This window comes from Chitinimonas taiwanensis DSM 18899, from assembly GCF_900119825.1.
In the GTDB taxonomy this organism is placed as follows: Bacteria; Pseudomonadota; Gammaproteobacteria; order Burkholderiales; family Chitinimonadaceae; genus Chitinimonas; species Chitinimonas taiwanensis.
In genome coordinates this window covers 61350-78707 of record NZ_FPKR01000007.1, presented here as the reverse complement: position 1 = coordinate 78707, position 17358 = coordinate 61350, and the positions used below count along the sequence as shown (strand labels likewise).

16 protein-coding genes are annotated in these 17358 nt (G+C 64.5%); 4 read left to right on the top strand and 12 right to left on the bottom strand.

Annotation, left to right across the window (positions count from 1 at the left end; all coding sequences use genetic code 11):
• Positions 1-209: 209 nt before the first annotated feature.
• From BT173_RS09935 to BT173_RS19640, 3 genes are all read left to right on the top strand, one after another.
• Positions 210-1952: an ABC transporter transmembrane domain-containing protein gene (locus BT173_RS09935; protein ID WP_072428495.1), complete on the top strand. Its 1743-nt coding sequence runs from the start codon at positions 210-212 to the stop codon at positions 1950-1952.
• Positions 1939-3708, top strand: a complete 1770-nt coding sequence (locus tag BT173_RS09930) for an ABC transporter ATP-binding protein (protein WP_245794161.1) — start codon at positions 1939-1941, stop codon at positions 3706-3708. Before BT173_RS09935 ends, BT173_RS09930 begins: the two co-directional genes overlap by 14 nt.
• Positions 3709-3917: 209 nt before the next feature.
• Entirely contained in the window at positions 3918-6035 is a 2118-nt protein-coding gene (locus tag BT173_RS19640; protein WP_072428494.1) for a response regulator, read from the top strand.
• Positions 6036-6039: 4 nt separating this feature from the next.
• Here the strand turns inward: BT173_RS19640 and BT173_RS09920 are convergent, their stop codons facing one another.
• From BT173_RS09920 to BT173_RS09865, 12 genes are all read right to left on the bottom strand, one after another.
• A complete protein-coding gene (locus tag BT173_RS09920; protein WP_072428493.1) occupies positions 6040-6417 on the bottom strand; it encodes a Rossmann-fold NAD(P)-binding domain-containing protein in 378 nt (125 codons plus the stop codon).
• Between the two features lie 148 nt (positions 6418-6565).
• On the bottom strand, positions 6566-6997 hold the full coding sequence (locus tag BT173_RS09915) for a TerB family tellurite resistance protein (RefSeq protein ID WP_072428492.1): 432 nt from the start codon (positions 6995-6997) through the stop codon (positions 6566-6568).
• Between the two features lie 10 nt (positions 6998-7007).
• The gene (locus BT173_RS09910) at positions 7008-8825 is read right to left on the bottom strand and encodes an ATP-binding protein (protein ID WP_072428491.1); all 1818 of its coding nucleotides are present in this window, start codon (positions 8823-8825) and stop codon (positions 7008-7010) included.
• A complete protein-coding gene (locus BT173_RS09905) occupies positions 8825-9532 on the bottom strand; it encodes a PspA/IM30 family protein (protein ID WP_072428490.1) in 708 nt (235 codons plus the stop codon). The genes BT173_RS09910 and BT173_RS09905 overlap by 1 nt, the downstream gene beginning before the upstream one ends.
• Positions 9533-9568: 36 nt before the next feature.
• The gene (locus BT173_RS09900) at positions 9569-10294 is read right to left on the bottom strand and encodes a hypothetical protein (protein WP_139256114.1); all 726 of its coding nucleotides are present in this window, start codon (positions 10292-10294) and stop codon (positions 9569-9571) included.
• Positions 10295-10434: 140 nt separating this feature from the next.
• Complete coding sequence (locus tag BT173_RS19760; protein ID WP_072428488.1) at positions 10435-11598, bottom strand: transporter substrate-binding and LysM peptidoglycan-binding domain-containing protein; 1164 nt, start codon at positions 11596-11598, stop codon at positions 10435-10437.
• 30 nt (positions 11599-11628) lie between these two features.
• Positions 11629-12294, bottom strand: coding sequence for a hypothetical protein (locus tag BT173_RS09890; protein ID WP_139256113.1), 666 nt, complete (start codon positions 12292-12294; stop codon positions 11629-11631).
• A 186-nt stretch (positions 12295-12480) separates the two neighbouring features.
• On the bottom strand, positions 12481-13422 hold the full coding sequence (locus tag BT173_RS09885; protein ID WP_072428633.1) for a DUF808 domain-containing protein: 942 nt from the start codon (positions 13420-13422) through the stop codon (positions 12481-12483).
• Positions 13423-13597: 175 nt separating this feature from the next.
• Positions 13598-13822, bottom strand: coding sequence for a TIGR02450 family Trp-rich protein (locus BT173_RS09880; protein WP_072428486.1), 225 nt, complete (start codon positions 13820-13822; stop codon positions 13598-13600).
• A gap of 6 nt (positions 13823-13828) precedes the next feature.
• A complete protein-coding gene (locus tag BT173_RS09875; RefSeq protein WP_072428485.1) occupies positions 13829-14137 on the bottom strand; it encodes a high-potential iron-sulfur protein in 309 nt (102 codons plus the stop codon).
• Positions 14138-14271: 134 nt separating this feature from the next.
• A complete protein-coding gene (locus BT173_RS09870) occupies positions 14272-15042 on the bottom strand; it encodes a restriction endonuclease (RefSeq protein ID WP_072428484.1) in 771 nt (256 codons plus the stop codon).
• A 261-nt stretch (positions 15043-15303) separates the two neighbouring features.
• Positions 15304-16029, bottom strand: coding sequence for a restriction endonuclease (locus tag BT173_RS09865; protein WP_072428483.1), 726 nt, complete (start codon positions 16027-16029; stop codon positions 15304-15306).
• A 232-nt stretch (positions 16030-16261) separates the two neighbouring features.
• On the opposite strand from BT173_RS09865, the gene BT173_RS09860 reads away from it, so the two are divergent.
• Entirely contained in the window at positions 16262-17347 is a 1086-nt protein-coding gene (locus BT173_RS09860; protein ID WP_072428482.1) for a DUF805 domain-containing protein, read from the top strand.
• The last annotated feature ends 11 nt before the right edge of the window (positions 17348-17358 follow it).

Below are 17358 nucleotides of genomic sequence, written 5' to 3'. Positions count from 1 at the left end.
GCCGCTGCTCGCCCCAGCCCCAACGCCACCGCCCAACTCAGTGCGGTGGCGTTTTGCCGTTCGGCTGCGCCGTGCGCCATCCGTCGCGACACAGACCAGCCTATCGCAGCCACAAGCCAGCTGGCCCGCTTCACCGTAGAATCGTGCCCTTCCCGCGCCAGCGCCCTACCCGGGCGCTGGCGTGCACTGACAAGGTGTAAGGCACTGGCATGACCCTATCCGGCCTGATCGGCAGCTTCGTACGCCAACATTGGCGCCCCTACTTCCTCTCCGCCCTAATGCTGGCCGGTGTGGCGGTGCTTACCGTCTTCATTCCGCGCCAGGTCGGCCATATCGTCGATGCGATGGTGGCGGGCCAGCTCGGTGGCACCACGCTGTTCTGGCAGCTGGGCAGCCTTTTGCTGGCGGGCCTCGGCATCTATTTTTTGCGCGTGGGCTGGCGCCTGCAGCTGTTTGCGGCCAGCTACCGGCTGGGTGTGCAGCTGCGCACGCAGCTCTACCAGCGCCTGAGCCTGCAGGGGCCGAGCTTCTACCAGGGCCAGCGCACCGGCGACCTGATGGCACTGGCCACCAATGATGTGGATGCGGTGGAAATGGCCGCTGGCGAAGCGATGCTGGCCGGCTTTGACGGCACGCTGACCCTGGTGCTGGTGATCGCGATGATGACCATCGGCATCGACTGGCATCTGGCCCTGGCTGCGCTGGCGCCCTTCCCGCTGATGGCGCTGGCCTTCTGGTATATCTCGAACCAGATTCACGCCGCCTCCAAGGATTCGCTCGACCGCTTTGGCGACCTGAATGACCATGTGCAGGAAACCCTGGCCGGGGTGCGCACCGTGCGGGCGCTGGGCCTGGAAGCGCGTTCGGCCGCGCAGTTTTCCGAGCTGGCGGAAAAAGCGGCCGCAGCCAGCCTGCGCGCGCAGCGCTGGGAGGCCGCCTACGAGCCGGCCGTGGGCCTGACCCTGGTGGCCGCCAGCGTGCTGACCCTGTCGCTGGGCGGCTATCTGGTCTGGCACGATCAACTGACCATCGGTGCGCTGACCGCCTTTAGCATGTATCTGGGCCAGCTGATCTGGCCGATGTTTGCCGCCGGCTGGGTGATGAGCCTGATCGAGCGCGGCCGCGCCGCCTGGGGCCGCCTGTGGCCGGTGCTGAACACGCCGCTGTCAATCGACGACCATGGCACAGTGACCGCGATCCGCGCCGCGCCCCTGCACTTCGACGCGGTCAGCTTGCGCTATCCGAACCAGGGCAGTGCGGCGCTGCAGGACATCGGTTTCACCCTGCCCGAAGGCCAGACCCTGGGCCTGGTCGGCCCGACCGGCGCCGGCAAGTCCAGCATCGTGCGGCTGATCCTGCGCCAGTATGCACAGCAGCACGGGCAGATACGCTGGGGCGACACGCCGCTGTCCGACTACCAGCTGGAAGCCTTGCATGGCGCAATCAGCTGGGTGCCGCAGGAACCCTTCCTGTTCTCGGCCAGCATTGCCGAGAACATTGCCCTCAGCCGCGCCGATGCCACGCCGGCCGAGATCGAGCAGGCCGCGAGGCTGGCGGCCATCCACGAGGACATCCTGCGCTTCCCGCTCGGCTACGCGACGCCGGTGGGCGAGAAAGGCGTGGCCTTGTCGGGCGGCCAGCGCCAGCGCGTGGCCATCGCGCGCGCGCTGCTGGCCGATGCGCCGTTGCTGCTGCTCGACGATGCGCTATCCGCCGTCGATACCCAGACCGAAACCGACATCCTCAGCCATCTGCGCGAGCAGCGCCTGAACCGCACCGTGATCATCGTCAGCCATAGACTCAGCGCGGTGATGGACGCCGACCAGATCCTGGTGCTGCGCGAAGGCCGCATCGTGGAATCCGGCCAGCACGCCGCACTGCTGGCGCGCGATGGCTGGTATGCCAGCCAATGGCGCTACCAACAACTGGAGGCCAGCCTTGACGCCCTCTAAGACCCCGCCCGCGCGCCTGAACACCGCGCAGGCCATCGCCCTGCTGCGCAGCGCCGCCGCCCCCGAGCACCGCCATCTGTGGTGGGGCACGTTCTGGCTGGTGATCGCCGCCGGCCTGGAAGCGCTTGGCCCCTTGCTGGGCAAGCATTTCATCGACCAATACCTGTTGCCGCGCACGCTGGACCTCAACGCCATCGTGATGCTGCTGGGCGGCGTGCTGCTGGTGGGCTGGGCAGCCAGCCTGCTGCGCTATCTGCAGCTGGCACGCCTGTCGGGCGTGGCCATGCGCTCGGTCAAACGCCTGCGCGAGCAGGTGTATGGGCATGTGATGCGCCTGCCGATGGCCTTCTTCGACAAGGCGATCACCGGCCAATTGGTCAGCCGGGTGACCAATGACACCGAGCAGGTGAAGAACCTGTATGTGCAGGTGCTGTTCGTGATGCTAGACAGCAGCATCGTGGTACTCGGCGCCATGCTGGCCATGGCCTGGCTGGATTGGCGCCTGATGCTGATCGTGGCGGTCATGCTGCCGGCCGTCATCATCATCGTCTGGTTCTACCAGCGTTGGAGCGGCCCGGCGGTGGCGCGCGCGCGCGAGTTGCGCAGCGAGATCAATGCCCAGATGGCCGAGAGCATTGCCGGCATGGCGGTGCTGCAGGCCAGCAATGCCGAGGCACGCTTCGCCGCGCGCTTCAAGGCCACCAATCAGCAGCATTACGGCGCGCGCCTGATGGAGCTGCGCGCCAATGCCTGGTTGCTGCGACCCATGCTCGATCTCTTGAATGTGATCCTGCTGGTGGTGGTCATCTACAGCTTCGGTCTGCGCGAGCTAAGCGGCATCGAGGTGGGCATCCTGTATGCGTTCGTCAGCTATATCGGCCGGGTAGTCGACCCGCTGATCCAGATCACCCTGCAGTTCAGCCAACTGCAGCAGGCCGTCGTCTCGGCCGCACGCGTGAATACGCTGCTGCAGGAGGAGGGCGCGCGCTATGTGGGCGAGGAGGCGCCGGCACGGCGTATTGCCCACGGCCAGATCGCCATCCGCGACCTGAGCTTTGGCTATGCGGCCGACAATCCGGTCATCCACGATCTGAGCCTGAACATCCCGGCTGGCGCTTTCTTCGGCATCGTCGGCCACACCGGCAGCGGCAAATCCACCCTGCTCAGCCTGCTGCTGCGCTTTTACACCGCCCAGGCCGGCCGTATCGAGATCGATGGCGTGCCCTTGGCGCAGTTCAGCGATGACAATTTCCGCGCCGACGTTGGCCTGGTGCCGCAAGACCCCTTTCTCTTGGCGGCCAGCGCACGCGAGAACATCGCCATGGGGCGTGACTTGAGCGATGCGCAGATCGAAACCGCCGCGCGCGCCGCGCGCTGCCACGACTTCATCCAGGCGCTCGAGCAAGGCTATGCCACGCCGCTGGGCGAAGGCGGCGCGCGCCTCTCGACCGGGCAGAAGCAGCTGATCGCGATTGCGCGCGCGCTGGCCGGGCAGCCGCGCATCCTGTTTCTGGATGAGGCCACCGCTCATATCGATTCGGAGACTGAGCAGATCGTGCAGCAGGCACTGAACGAGCTACGCGGCAAGGTCACCTTGGTGGCGATTGCGCACCGCCTATCCACCATCCGCGCGGCCGACCAGATCGTGGTGCTCAATCACGGTCGGATTGCCGAGCTGGGCGACCATGAGGCGCTGATGGCCTTGGAGGGCGGCATTTACCAGCGCCTGTATCTGTTGCAGCAGCTGGATGGCTGACAGTACATCACTGAGTAAAAACCCCACGGCAGCCTAGGCTGCCGTTTTACTTGTGCCTGCCACCGAGCAAGAAGCGAACGCGCGGCTGGCGGCTTGATGCATAATCGCCGCCAATTCGCCAAACTTGTTGATTTGCCTAATCATAATTTTCTAATCAACAAGCCGACCGGACCCAGGCCGGTCACTCGCCACACTCCGAGGAAAGTGTCGTGAAACAGCTGTTCGCCCTGCTCCAGCCCAAGACCGCGCGCACCAAGATTCTCTGGGTGCTGCTGGGCATCAATCTGCTCGCCGCGGCCGCCTACACCTTCTATGTCTGGGAACTGAAATCCAGCAGCGCGCGCGAGGCCATCGATGCGCGGCTGATCGCCGGCGTGAGCGCAGCGCCGAAGATGATAGGCGACGATTACCTGCGCCGCGCCAGCCAGCCCGGCACCATCGACAAGGGCGAATATCTGCGCCTGGTGCGTTCGCTGAACGAGTACAGCCAGCAGACCGGTGTGCGCTATCTGTATGTGTTCATCGAGTCCGAGGGCAAGCTTGTCTATGTGGCCGATGCGGCCGATGAACGCGAGATCGCCGCGCAGAACTACGGCCACCACTTCCAGCTGTACGAAACCACCCCCCACCCGGCCATTCTGGACACCCTGCATACGGGCCGGCGCAACTTCGCCGAGTATCGCGACCGCTTCGGCTACTTCCGCTCCGCCTTCCAGCGCATTGAAGCTGCGCCCGGCCAATACATGGTGGTCGGGGCCGATGTGGACATCCGCTTCGTGCGCACCGAGCTGGCCAAGGCCCTGCAGCAGTCACTGGCCATCGGCGGCGCCTTCTTCCTGCTCGGCGTGTTGGGCAGCATCTGGCTGGCACGCATGCTGTCGCGCCCGGTGCACAGGCTGGCTGATGCGGTCGAACGCGTGCGCCAGGGCGACTACCATGCCCAGCTGCAGGTGGCCGGCAATGATGAATTCGCCCGATTGGCCCAGGCCTTCAATGCCATGAATGCCGCCCTGGCCGAGCGCGAACGCCAAAACGCGCGCCTATTGGAAGAGCTGGCGCGCAATGAGGAAGTGCTGGAAGCGCGTGTGCAAAGCCGCACCCAGGAACTGGCCGCGCTGAACAGCACCCTGCTCGCGCACGAGCGAGAACTCGATAGCGCACGTGCCCAGGCCGAACAGGCCTCGCAGATGAAATCGCTCTTCCTGGCCAATATGAGCCATGAGATCCGCACCCCGATGAATGCCATTCTGGGCATGGCGCATCTGGCGCTGCAGACCGAGCTCAATCCCAAGCAGCACGACTATGTGCAGAAGATCCAGCGCTCGGCCAAGCACCTCTTGGGCATCATCAATGACATCCTCGACTTCTCCAAGGTGGAGGCCGGCAAGCTGCAGATGGACAGCGTGGAATTCGAGCTGGCCACCGTGCTGGACAGCCTGGCCGATCTGCTCGAGGAGCCGTGCCAGAAGAAGGGCCTGCGCCTGCATTTCGAGATCGACCCCGCCCTGCCCGCCAAGCTGGCCGGCGATCCGCTACGCCTGAGCCAGGTGCTGATCAATTTCGCCAATAACGCGGTGAAGTTCACCGAGCATGGCGATATCGTGCTGCGCGCACGGCTGGCCAGCCAGGATGCGCAAGGTCTGCTTGCGCATTTCGAGGTAGAAGACAGCGGCATCGGCATGACCCCGGCCCAGCAGGCCCAGCTGTTTCAGAGCTTCCAGCAGGCCGATGCAACCACCACGCGCCGCTACGGCGGCACCGGCCTCGGGCTGGCGATTGCCAAGGAACTGGTCGGGCTGATGGGCGGCGAGGTGGGCGTGCGCAGCATTCCCGGCGTGGGCAGCACCTTCTGGTTCAGTGCCCGCTTTGGCCTGCCTAACCCGGCCCAGAGCGAGACTCGACCGGCCAATCCGGCCGAGCTGGGTGCGCTGCAAGGCACGCGCGTGCTGCTGGTGGACGATAACGAAATCAATCAGGAAATCGGCGCCCATTTGCTGCGCCGTGCCGGCATTGAGGTGGACCTGGCCAACGATGGCCAGATGGCGCTGGATATGCTCAAGCACCGCGATTACCAGCTGGTATTGATGGACCTGCAGATGCCCGTCATGGATGGGCTGACCGCCACCCGCCTGATCCGCGCCCAGCCCCGCTTCGCCCACCTACCAGTGGTGGCACTGACCGCGAATGCCATGGCTGGTGACAAGGAGCGCTGCCTGGCGGCCGGCATCAGCGACCATATCGCCAAGCCGATCGAGCCGCAGGAGTTGTTCAAGCTGCTGGCGCGCTGGCTGCCCGAGCGCATGCCGCAGGCTTCGCTGCCCCAGTGAGTCCTTAATAACCCACCGCCGGCCCGCTGGCCGGTGGCAGCTCAGCATCACTCATCAGCGCCCAGATGATGCGCACCGTACTCTCCGGCGCTACTACGGTATGCAGATTGTGGCTGAGCTTGAGCTTTTCACGCAGCTCGCGCCGCACGCTCTTCAGGCCGGTCAGCTCGAAAATCGTATCGACTGTCTCACGCAGGGCCACGATCTCGTCCAGGCTGCACAGCCTGAGCCCCGCCGCCTCGGCGCGCCGCCGCCCTGCCGTGTCCTGTAGCTCTGCCACCGCCAGCAGGTCAATGCCGCGCGCCTGCTTCTCCAGCAACTGTTCCAGAAATGCCCCGCCGACCCGCCCCAGGCCGATGATGGCAATGCGTTGCGCTTCCATGCCACGTCTCCCGCCCGGTGCCAGGCCGGGTCTGCTCACGGTATAGGCCAGATGGCGGATTTGTGACGAATGTTTGCGCGCCAGCCCAACAAAAAGCCACGCCTTGCGGCGTGACTTGAGTAGCGCAGAGGGCGGTCAGCGCCCTGTGCTAGGCAAGCTGCTTGCCCAGCGCCGCCACCGAGGCCGCATCGGGCAGATGGGCCAAGGCGCCGAGAAAGGCCGAGCGTACCTCGGCGGTGCGTTCAGCCAGCACGGATTCGGCCAAGCCTAGGCGGGTGGCGAGATCGGCAATCACCGCCTTCTCCTCGCTGCTGTAGTGGCCATCAGCAAATGCACAGGCTAGGCACAGGTCGAGCAGCAGCTGCTGCTGACCAGCCTCCACGAATAGCGCGGTCGCGCAGCGTTCCTGGCTATGGGCATCGAAAGCGCCCAGCGCGGGCTCGGCCTGCTGCCAGAAGGTCTGGATCAGCGCATGCTCGGCCGCGCTGATGCCGTGGGCGCGCGCCACTTCCAGCATGGCGAAGCAGGCGGATTTGATCTGCTCGGCACTGAAGGCGGACAGGGTGGTATCGGCAAACATGGCTAGCTCCTCAATCGATCACTTGTTGTAACTGCAGCAATTGCTCCTGCAGTGCTTGGGTACTCAGTTCGCGCAGATGCAGCGGCAACCAGGAGCGGCGCGAGCACTCCAGCGCCGCCAGCAGCTCCATATAGCGCACCATATTGCGGTCCTGCGGTGGCATGAAATCGGTAATCGCCTGCTCGAACAGCGCCGCGCTGATCGTGCTGCCTGGCTCGCTCTGGCTGGCCGCGGCCAGCAGCACCAGCGCTTCCAGATCGGCATTCGAATAGCCATGCAGGGCCTCGCAGGCCAGCAGATGCTGGTCCTCGCTGCCTTCCCACTGCAGGCTGTGGCGGCCGAACAGCGCGCGCACGATGTCCAGCCGCTCCTCGGCACTCTGCGCATAGAAGAACGGCAGCTTCACATCCAGCCGGCCGGGGCGCTTGATATCGATGTCCAGCTTGTCCGGGCGGTTGGTCATCATGGTGAACAGCACCTGGCCGCGGTTTTCCGGCTCGGACATAAAGGCCTTCAGGCGCGCGATCACCCGCGAGCTGGTGCCGCCGTCATTGTCCTCGCTGCGCGAACCAAAGCTGCGGTCGCCCTCGTCGATGACCAGGGCCACCGGCCCCATCACCTTGACCATGGCCAGCACGCGCTCGAGATTGGACTCGGTCGCCCCCACCCATTGCGAGCGGAAGTTCTTCAGCATCACGCCATTGAGGCCAGCCTCCTTCAGAAAGGCCTTGATCACAAAGGTCTTGCCCGAGCCCATCGGCCCAACCGCCAGCAAGCCCATCGGCGCGCGGCGTACATCGCCTTCGCGCAGCGCACGGGCCACGCGCATCAACTCGGTCTTGATCGCCGCATTGCCGCCCACTACGGCCAGGCCATGCTTGGGTTCGATGAATTCGATCAGCCCCGCGCATTCCTTCTCGAGTATCTCGCGCTTGCGCTGGCGGATGATGGCCAGCACCGCCTCGTCCCCCTCGGTTTCGGGCAGGCTGCGCTCGGGCGCGATCAAGGCCTGAATGGCGGCCTGGCTCATGCCGGCCGTCACACGGGCAAATGCTTCGGCGCGGGCCGCGGCATCGGGCGCATTACCCAATAGGCCCAGGATGAAACGGCTGCGCTCAGCCTCGCCCAGGCTGTCGGCCCGGCCGCTATCGCTGACGATGCTGGCGATCTGGATCAGACGCAGGCCGGCGGTCTGCTCGGCAATACGCGCCAGCTGCGTATCGGCCATGCCCTTGGCAAACTGGCCGACAGCCGCGCGGCGCGTGGCCGCGTCAGGCAGGCGCAGCTCGATCGCCACCACGCTCGGGTTGCTAAGCAGCGAAGGCGCCAGCGCGCTCAGGGTTTCCGCCACCAGCACGATGATGGCATCAGTACGGTGCAAGGCTTGGTCGAGCGACCAGCGATGCAGGGTGGCGACCGCGGCGCGCTCTTCAAAGGACAGAAAATGGGTTTCCGCAGCCGGGAAGATCGTCTCGGCATAGGGTACCAGCACGGCGGTATTGCTGCGGCTGCGCAGCTGCCCTTCCAGAAACTGTAGCGCACCGCCCAGGCCTTTTTCCTGCAGGCCGGCTGGCAGCGGCTGGGCCGCCTGATCGCGCTGTACGCGCACACCTTGCGCCAGGCTCAGCTCGAATACGCAGTCCTTCTTGGCCAGCAGCGCGGCCAGCACCTCGGGCAGCTGTGCGTATTGATCGCCGAGCGGATAGCTGTCGAACACATTGCCATGCAGGATGAAGACATTCGCCTCACCGGCCAGATAGCGCTCGCGCAGCTGCGCGGCCCAATCGGGCAGTGCCGCGGCCTCGCTGCTTGCAGTGGGCGCGCTCATCACAGCGTCTTCGTGCCGGCAGCCTTGGCCGCCTGGGCTTGCTTGAGCTTCTCCAGCGTGGCGCGCGCCGAGATCGCACCGCTGCTTTCGCGCAGCTTGGCCAGCTTGTTGTCGAGGTCGGAATCGGCCAGCTCGGCGCCCAGCTTGGCACGCGCGGCGGTGTTATTGATGTGTTCGCGCACATTGTCCAGCGCACGCACATCGGCCTCCACCGACAAGCCTTCCAGCTGGTCCTGGATCTGGATGCGCGCCTGGGCGCTGTGCAACTTGGCCAGCATCGCATCGCGCTCATCCTTGAGCTTGCCGATCTCGGCCTTGATGCTATTGAGCGAGGACTTGGCCTCCTCGGCATCGCGGCGCGACTGTTCGAACTCGACCGACAGGCTGGCAATCGAGGCTTCCAGCGCCTCCTTCTTTTGGATCAGCACCACGGCCAGATCGTCCTGATTGCTGGCAATCGCTGCGTCCAGATCGGCGCTGATGCGCTTGAGCTCTTCGCCCTGCTTATTGAGGCGCGCATCGATATCCTCGCGCCGGCGCAGTACGGCCGCGGTCACATCCTTGAGTTTGGCGTACTTGCTGACCATCGCATCGATGCGGTTCTGGTAGGCGATTTCCGGATGCTCTTTCTCCACGTCCTGAATCCACAGCGACATGAAGCCCTTGAACAGATTGCCAACGCGCGAGAAGAAACTGATGTCCGACATGATTTTCCTTCGTATGAATGGGTACGGGCTGACGGTTTAATTGGCGCTACGGGTACGGGCGCGTCGGGCGGCTTGCTCGCGCGGGGGCGCCAGCGGCAGCTCGTCAGCGAGGTCCTCGGCAATTTCCGATTCAATGTCCTGGCGCTGGCGCAGATTGGCGATCGCACCACTCAACCTCGCGCCATCGCCCTGGGTGCCTTCGCCCATAATGATTTGGTAGACCTCGGCCAGCTGGTCGGGCAAGGCCAGAATCGCCGCCTCGATGGCGGTGCGCTTACTGAGCATGCGCTGGTGACGCGCCAGCAGCGCCTCGTATTCATCACGCGCGCGCTCGAGCTGAGGCAGATCCATACCGTCCTGCGGCCGGCTGATCTGGCTGTTGATCTGCGCCAGCTTGCGCTGCACATCGCGCAGATCGAGTGATCTGGCGCGCTCCTCCATCACCATCAGCGACAAATGCAGGCGCAGGAACTCGTTCGGCACGTCGGCGATGCGGTCACGGTCTTCCAAGTCCAGCATATCAATACGGCCACGCGCATGCTCACTCAGACTATCCACCTGTCTAACCAGGGCGCGATGCTGTACCAGATACTCTCTCAACTGCTCCACCCCAGCGCAGCGCGATTGGATTTCACTGAGTAAACGCTTGCCCTGTTTCTCATGGGCACGCTTAGCGCGCTCATGATCTGCCCAGCGCCGAAAACGCGGCATATCAGGTACGAACAGGCAGGCAATCAACTCGACCCCCACCATGGCAAGCAAGGGAAATGCAGCTCCGAGCAAACCGTGGTAGGAGTAAAGCACCCAAGCGGATGCAGCACCGGCCAGCATGACCCAAACATTGCGTGGACTAGTGATGAATTCCGTCAGGTAATTAGGCTGAGTATCTTCCATAACGTGCATCAGGCCTTGGGAATAACCAGCTTCTGGCCAACCTGGATCAGGTCGGGGTTGGGCAGGTTGTTGCGTGCCTCGATCTCGGCATAGCGCGCCTTATTGCCGAGCAGGCGGGTGGCGATGATGGACAGCGTATCGCCGGTCTTGACCACATACACGGTCTCGCTGCCGCTGGCGGCCGTCACGCGGGCCAGATTGTTGCTGATGAAGTATTTCTTCAGCAAATCCAGATAGGCCGGGCTTTCCTTCACCTTGCTGATCGCCACATTCAAGCTTTGCAGCAGCTGGGTATCGCCCTTGCGCACGCCGATCTTGTAGCGCACATCGGACTGCGGCAGCTTAGCCACCGCGAACACCAGATTGCTGCCGGCGATTTCGGCCACGCCAAACGGGTAGTCATAGATGATCGCGTCGACCTGGCCGGCCTGCAGCGCGCGCTTGATCCAGTCGCGCTCACCGGTGCTGCTGGCATCGCTAAGCTCGACGAACTGGCTGTTCGGGAACTGCTGGCGTGCATAGGCCTGCACATCCGGGTCGCCCTGCAGCACACCGAGCTTCTTGCCGGCCATATCGGCCACGCCGCGCACCGCGCTGTTCGGGCCAGTAATCAAGGCATAGCCAAAGTCGCTCACATAGGGCGTGGTGTAGACCACGCCGGGCAGGTCTTCGTCGGTGAAGGTCAGGCCGTCGATGGCGATATCGACCACCGGCTTGCCGCGGCTATCGGTCTTCAAAAGCTGCTCGGGTACGGCCGGATAGGTATCGACTGCATGCTCGGTGTCGAGCACGATCTTCGGATGGGTCTGGGTGAATTCGGACTGGGCAAACAGCAGCTTCATGAACTCGACATTGAAGCCCTTGGGCGCGCCGCCTTCCAGCCAGTAGAAGGGCTTGGCCGGCGCCTGTACGCTGACGCGCACCACGCCTTTCTCCACGATGCTCTGATAGCTGTTGAAACCGCTCTGGGCGGCGTTGACTGGGGCAGCAGCGGCCGGCGTGGCAGGCTGGGCCGCAACCGGATTGCCATTGGTCAGCGCTGGCGCCTCGACGTTGACCGGATCGGCGGCGGGTGCAGCCGCCTGCTGCTTGTACAGATTCCAGCCCACCGAGCCGACACCGGCCAGCACGATCAGCGACAAGATGCCCTTGGACAGCGGGGTTAGCTTCATTTCTTCCTGCTCCTTCGCAAATGGTTGTGTTTATGCTTGTTGGTCTTGGCCGAGCTGACGACCGAGCGCCTCCAGGCGCTCGATCTCCTGCTGCAGGCGGCGCTGCTCGCGCTGGCTGGCGCCCACTGCGGCCAGGGTCTTCGCCTCCAGCGCATTCAGCGCATTGGCGTGCTCGCCGGCCGCCAGCTGGGCGGCTTCCTGCAGCTGCGCCATCTGTTCGGCAATCGACTGACGCAGCGCCTCGTAATCCTGGTTGAGCTTGGCCTTCTGGCGCTTTTCCTGCTCTTGCACCGCCGCGAGCGCCGTGCCCAGGCGGCTGACATGGACATGCAGCGCCTTCACCTTGCGTGCGGCATCGGCCAGCACATCCTCGATCTGCCAGCTATCGTCGGCCGCATCCATGGCGGCCACCGCCGCGCGCTGGTGCACGGCGTCCATGGCGCGCAAGCCATCGAGCACCTTGAGCAGACGTTCGGCAGGAAAATTGCTGGCCGGCAGGCCTGCGCCGGCATAGATGGTCTCGAGCGGCGTGTTCTCGGCAATGCCACCCGATTCAGTGGCCGCATCCGCATTCGGCGACAAGGCTACGGTCTCGATAATCAGTTCGCCCGGCCCCGAGGATGCGCCCTCGAGTTCGGCCTCGACCGGGTCCGGTTCCACCAGCTTGGCCTTGATCAAAAAGTCTTTGAATGACACAACCCTGCTCCCCCAAGAATGGATTTCGTCCCCGGATCGTCGTCCGGGCGAATAAATCCTAACATAGGCGTAAGACCGCGCTGGCAGCCGATTTCCGGCTCAGGGCGCCGACCCCGCAGATAAAGAAAATGGCATGCGCCGCGAGTGCCCATGCCATTGAATCTCATGCTTACCGTCTAGGCCGCATCAGGCATCGGCTGCTTTTTTGGGCAGCAGGGGCGAGATCAGTTTCAGACCGGCCAGCACCAGCGCGCCAGCCACGATGCCGACCAGCGCATCGAGCAAGGTCGGCAGCAGCACAGCCAGCACCCCACCGACGGCCGGCACGCTGGCCACGCCCTGCGCCAGTTGCTCGATACCGTGGTGCAGAGGCGGGATGCCGTGGCTGAGGATGCCGCCGCCGACCATGAACATGGCGGCGGTGCCGATCACCGACAGCGCCTTCATCAGATGCGGCGCGCCGAGCTGCAGCAGGCGGCCCAGACCCTGGGCAGCACGGCTGGCGCGCTGGCTCAGATAGAGCCCGGCGTCATCAAGCTTGACGATGCCGGCCACCAGGCCATACACGCCCACGGTCATGATGGCGGCGATGCCAACCAGCACCGACACCTGCTTGGCAAAGCTGGCCGCGGCCACTGTGCCGAGCGAGATCACGATGATCTCGGCCGACAGGATGAAGTCGGTACGGATGGCGCCCTTGATCTTTTCCTGCTCCATGGCCACCAGGTCCACATCTGGGTTGGCCAAGGCCTGCAGATGTTCCTGATGATGCGCCTCGTCCTCGGCCGCGCTGTGCAGGAATTTATGCGCGAGCTTCTCGAAACCTTCGAAGCACAGAAAGGCGCCGCCCAACATTAGCAAGGGGGTGATCGCCCAGGGCAGCAGCGCGCTGATTAAGAGCGCGGCAGGCACCAGGATGGCCTTGTTCTTCAGCGAACCGACCGCCACCGCCCACACCACCGGCAGCTCACGCTCGGCCTTCACGCCGGACACCTGCTGGGCATTCAGCGCCAGATCATCGCCGAGCACGCCCGCCGTCTTCTTGGCCGCCACCTTGGTCATTACCGCCACGTCATCCAGGATGGTGGCGATGTCATCAATCAGAGTTAACAAGCTGCTGCCGGCCACGGCGTTTTCCCCTTTGGTGCTTATCAATATGGTTTTCAGCGCCACCGGCCTGGCCGGCAGCAAGGCGCTCTTTTAGCACGAAGCCCGCCAGGCAAGAAACCAAATGCTGCCAATTGCCGGCCCAAGACGAAAAAACGGCACCCGTAGGTGCCGTTTTGCCAATACCGGGCGACATTCAGTGCCAGCCGGTACGCCAGACCGCCTCATCTTTAAGCGCCTGCCAGCGCAGGATTTGCACGCGCTTGGTCAGTACGGCTTCCAGCGCTATCCACTCGATCGCGGCGAGCGGGTCCTCTGGCTGGATCACCTTGCTGACCAGGAAGTGCTTTTCACGCTGTTGCGGTTGGACGGCCGTCCATTTGCTAAGCAGCAACTTCTTGGGCTGCAGCCGGTTGGGCATGCTGGCTTAGGCCTTCTTCACCCAGGCACTGCACCAGCCCTTGCCGGCCACCAGCTTATTGCCCAGCGCCGGACAAGGCGCAAAGGCATCGGCCGGCTTGCCCTGGTAGAGCATGCAGTTGCTGCACTGCTGGGTGGCCGCATGCTTGGGGAACTTGGCCTTGTCGACCTTGCTGGTGTCGAGCTTGTAGCCGAGCGCGGCGGCGGTCGGGTCTTTTTCACTGGCTTTTTCTGCCGCAGCCAACAGACGGGGCGAAACAGCCAGCAGGCCGGCGGCGGGGACAAGTTGGATAAGGAAACGGCGACGGGAATGCATGACGGAACTCCGATAGGGAAGCGGAGTAATCAGTGTACGCCGCCAACCGGGCGGATTTTTTTGTTCAGTAGCAGGCTTTGATCTGGCGCAAATCGAGATCGGCTTCAGGCCTCAGACTGCGCGCGGTTCAGCATCTAGTCGGCCTTGGCCGCCACCTGCACGCCGCAGCAGGCGGGATAAGCCATGCAGCCCCAAAAGGCCTTGCCGGCATGCTGGCCCTGGCGGGCCACGCGCCAGACCATATCCCCGCCGCAACCCGGGCAAGCTGGGGCAGGCGGTGGGCTCTGCTCGGCCGAGATGCTGGGCAGGCTGACGCCCTGCAGCAGACGACGCAGCACGGGTCCGTCGATCAGGCGGATGCCACGCGCCAGCGCGAATTGCTCGGCTCGGGCGGAGAACATACCCGCAGTGACCAGCATGCCCTGCGTCACGCCCTCGGCCTGCATCAGCCAGTACAGATCGCGCACGCTGGCCAGCCCCACCCGGTTGCTGCGCCAGGCCTGGCTATGCACGAGCCAGACACGGCCAGCCTTCTCAACCCGTAGCTCGCCAGCCGGCCGCTGGTCGAGCAGCTGATAGCCGCGCAGACGCAGCGCCTCCACCAGCAGCGCATCGAACTGGCTACGGCGCATGCCATCGAACAGGCGGCGCTGACGCTGCGAAGCCGCCAGGCCGCGCCGACGAGCTAGCAGCAGCAAGCCGCCCAGACCCAGCCATAGCGCTGGCAGCAGATACTGCAGCCAGGCAAACCAGTGAGCGGCGGGCAAGGCAGCCAGCATGGGGCTGTCGGCCAGCGCATTGCAGAGCAAGAAGCTCAGCGCGGCCAGCATTGGCGCCGGCCAGACTGGCATGGCGATCAGGCTGCGCCAGGCAGCCTGGACATGATGTTTACGTCGGCGATCCATCGCCGTCCTCCCGGTAGCGGGCTATGCTGCCCCAAGGGTCTGGATGACCCGAATGGCCGGACTATAGGGAGGAAAAAGCACTGCGCCAATGCAGTTGATCACAGTGGTGGCGTGCAGATTGTGGATAAAACGGGCTAGCGCGACAGGGTGCCGCGAACGACGCGCCAAGGCGCTGATCCTAGGGGGCTAGGCGCGCGGCGAGACCATGCTAAAGGCATAAATCATCGCCAGCGGTAATAGTGGGCTAAGTGCGACAATCACTCAGCCACGCTCGGTGGCGCGGCTACTGGCGCGCTTGAGCGGCGGCAGGCGGCTGGGCATGCAGGTGGTGTTATCCAGGCCGCGGATCAGGCCAAGCAGATCAGGGCCGGCGATCAACTGGATGCCGCTGGCCTGGGCAAACGACTGCGCTTCGCGGCTGAACTGGCCAGCACTGAGCACAAAGCCACCCGCAGCACGCGCCGCCGCCATCACCGCATGCAGCTCGCGCAGCGACTCCACCCCGACCACGGCCTTGCGCCATTGCCGCCCCTGTACCAGGAACACTTCGCGCCCCTTGGTCAGCACCACATCCACGCCGCCCTCGCTATTGCGTCCGCCGCGCGAGCGCACGGTATAGCCAAGTTTCTGGAAGGCGGCGGCGATCAGCAGCTCGAACTCCTCCCAGCCTATGCCTTCCAGTGCGTGCAGCGTGGGGTTGGCTGCCTGGGCATTCAGGCCCAGCCTGCGCTCACGCCAGAAGGTGAAGGCGGTCAGCGCCAGCAGGGCCAGCGGCAGCACATATTGCAGCCAGCTGGCCAGGCCACCGAATAATTGGGCGATCAGATAGGAAGAGAGATTGTCCACCCCGCGCGAGGTAGGCAGTGGCAGTGCGGCCATGCTGTGCAGCACCAGAAAGCTTAGCAAGGCCAGCAAAATGCCCAGCCGCCAAGGCAGCCGCACGCGACTAAGCCAGCTGGCACGCGGCCAGGCAACTGTTTGATCCATGGGTTTTCCTCCTGCAGCGGCTATCTTGCCGTCAGCGCTCTGCGCTTGTTTTATCTTGCCTAGCCCGACTATAGGGCGAGCTGGGCTGGGCTGCCAAGCAGCACAAGTCGACGATGATATGCCATTTGCATTGATTGTCCAGCACCGCTCGGCGCATGCTGCAGTGCGTCAGCCCGCTTGCAGCAGGCGGTGGCGGGCGCGATGATGCTGCATTTTCCACCCCGGCCCACCCATGTCCGACACGGTTCAACTCTTTCTCAGCGGCCAGGTGCTGCCTGGCTTTGCGCCGGGTGAGGTCGCGATCGCACTGGCGCGTCTGCTCAAGATTAGCGAGACCCAGGCCCAGGCCATGCTGGCCGGGCAGGAAACCCTGATCAAGCGCAGCCTGCCCCTGGCCCAGCTCGCGCAATACCAGCAGACATTGGCCCGCCTAGGCGCCGGCACACGCGTGCAGGGGCCAGATGCGCCAACGCAGCCCGCTATCGAGCCGGCCCCGGCCGAGCTCAAGCCCGCTAGCATGCTCGACAGCGCCGATGCGGCCCAGTTCAGCGTACCGACCGAAGCCAGGATGGTGGCCGAGTCCGCCACCCCGGCCAAGGTTCCGCAGCCCGAGCAGCGCCACTGGTATACCGATAGCGAACCCGCGCACAACCCCGCCCCCTTTGGCTGGGACTACACAGGTCGGCTGAATCGACTGCGCTATATGGCCTATGGCCTGCTCGCCATGCTGCCTATCTTTGCCCTGGTCCTGCTGGTCAGCCTCAGTGTCTCGCTGGGCGCGGTGGCGGCCGCCTGGGTGATCGGCTTGGTGGGCGGTGCGGCCAGCGTGTGGCTGCTGCTGCGCGTGCTGGTGCTGCGTCTGCACGATCTTGGCCTGAGCGGCCACTGGCTGTGGTTGCTGGTACTGCTCGGCCTGTTGATGGCCGTGCCACTGCCGGGTATGAAGATGGCGGTGAATATCCTGATCAGCCTGCTCAGCCTGCTGCTCTGCCTGTGGCCGGGCCAGGCGCGGGAGAATGAGCATGGCGCACCCAATGGGCCGAACCATGGCTGGATCATCGCTGGCGCCGTGCTGTATGCGCTCTTAAGTCTCGCCACCCTGCTGGCCGAGCAGCCGGAGGAGGCCGAGGCGAGTAGCGTCAAGGCACCGGGACGGCTGCAGGCGCCGCTGCAGATCGAGACCTCGCCCGACCCGGTCAAGCAGGAGGCGCTGGTGCGCGCTGCCATCGACAAGGCTGCCAAGGAACAGGGCGTCGAGCTGGACGAGGTCGCCAGGGAGGCGGCGGTACAGGCTTATCTGCGCGAGCTGCAGCCCTGAGTAACGCCAGC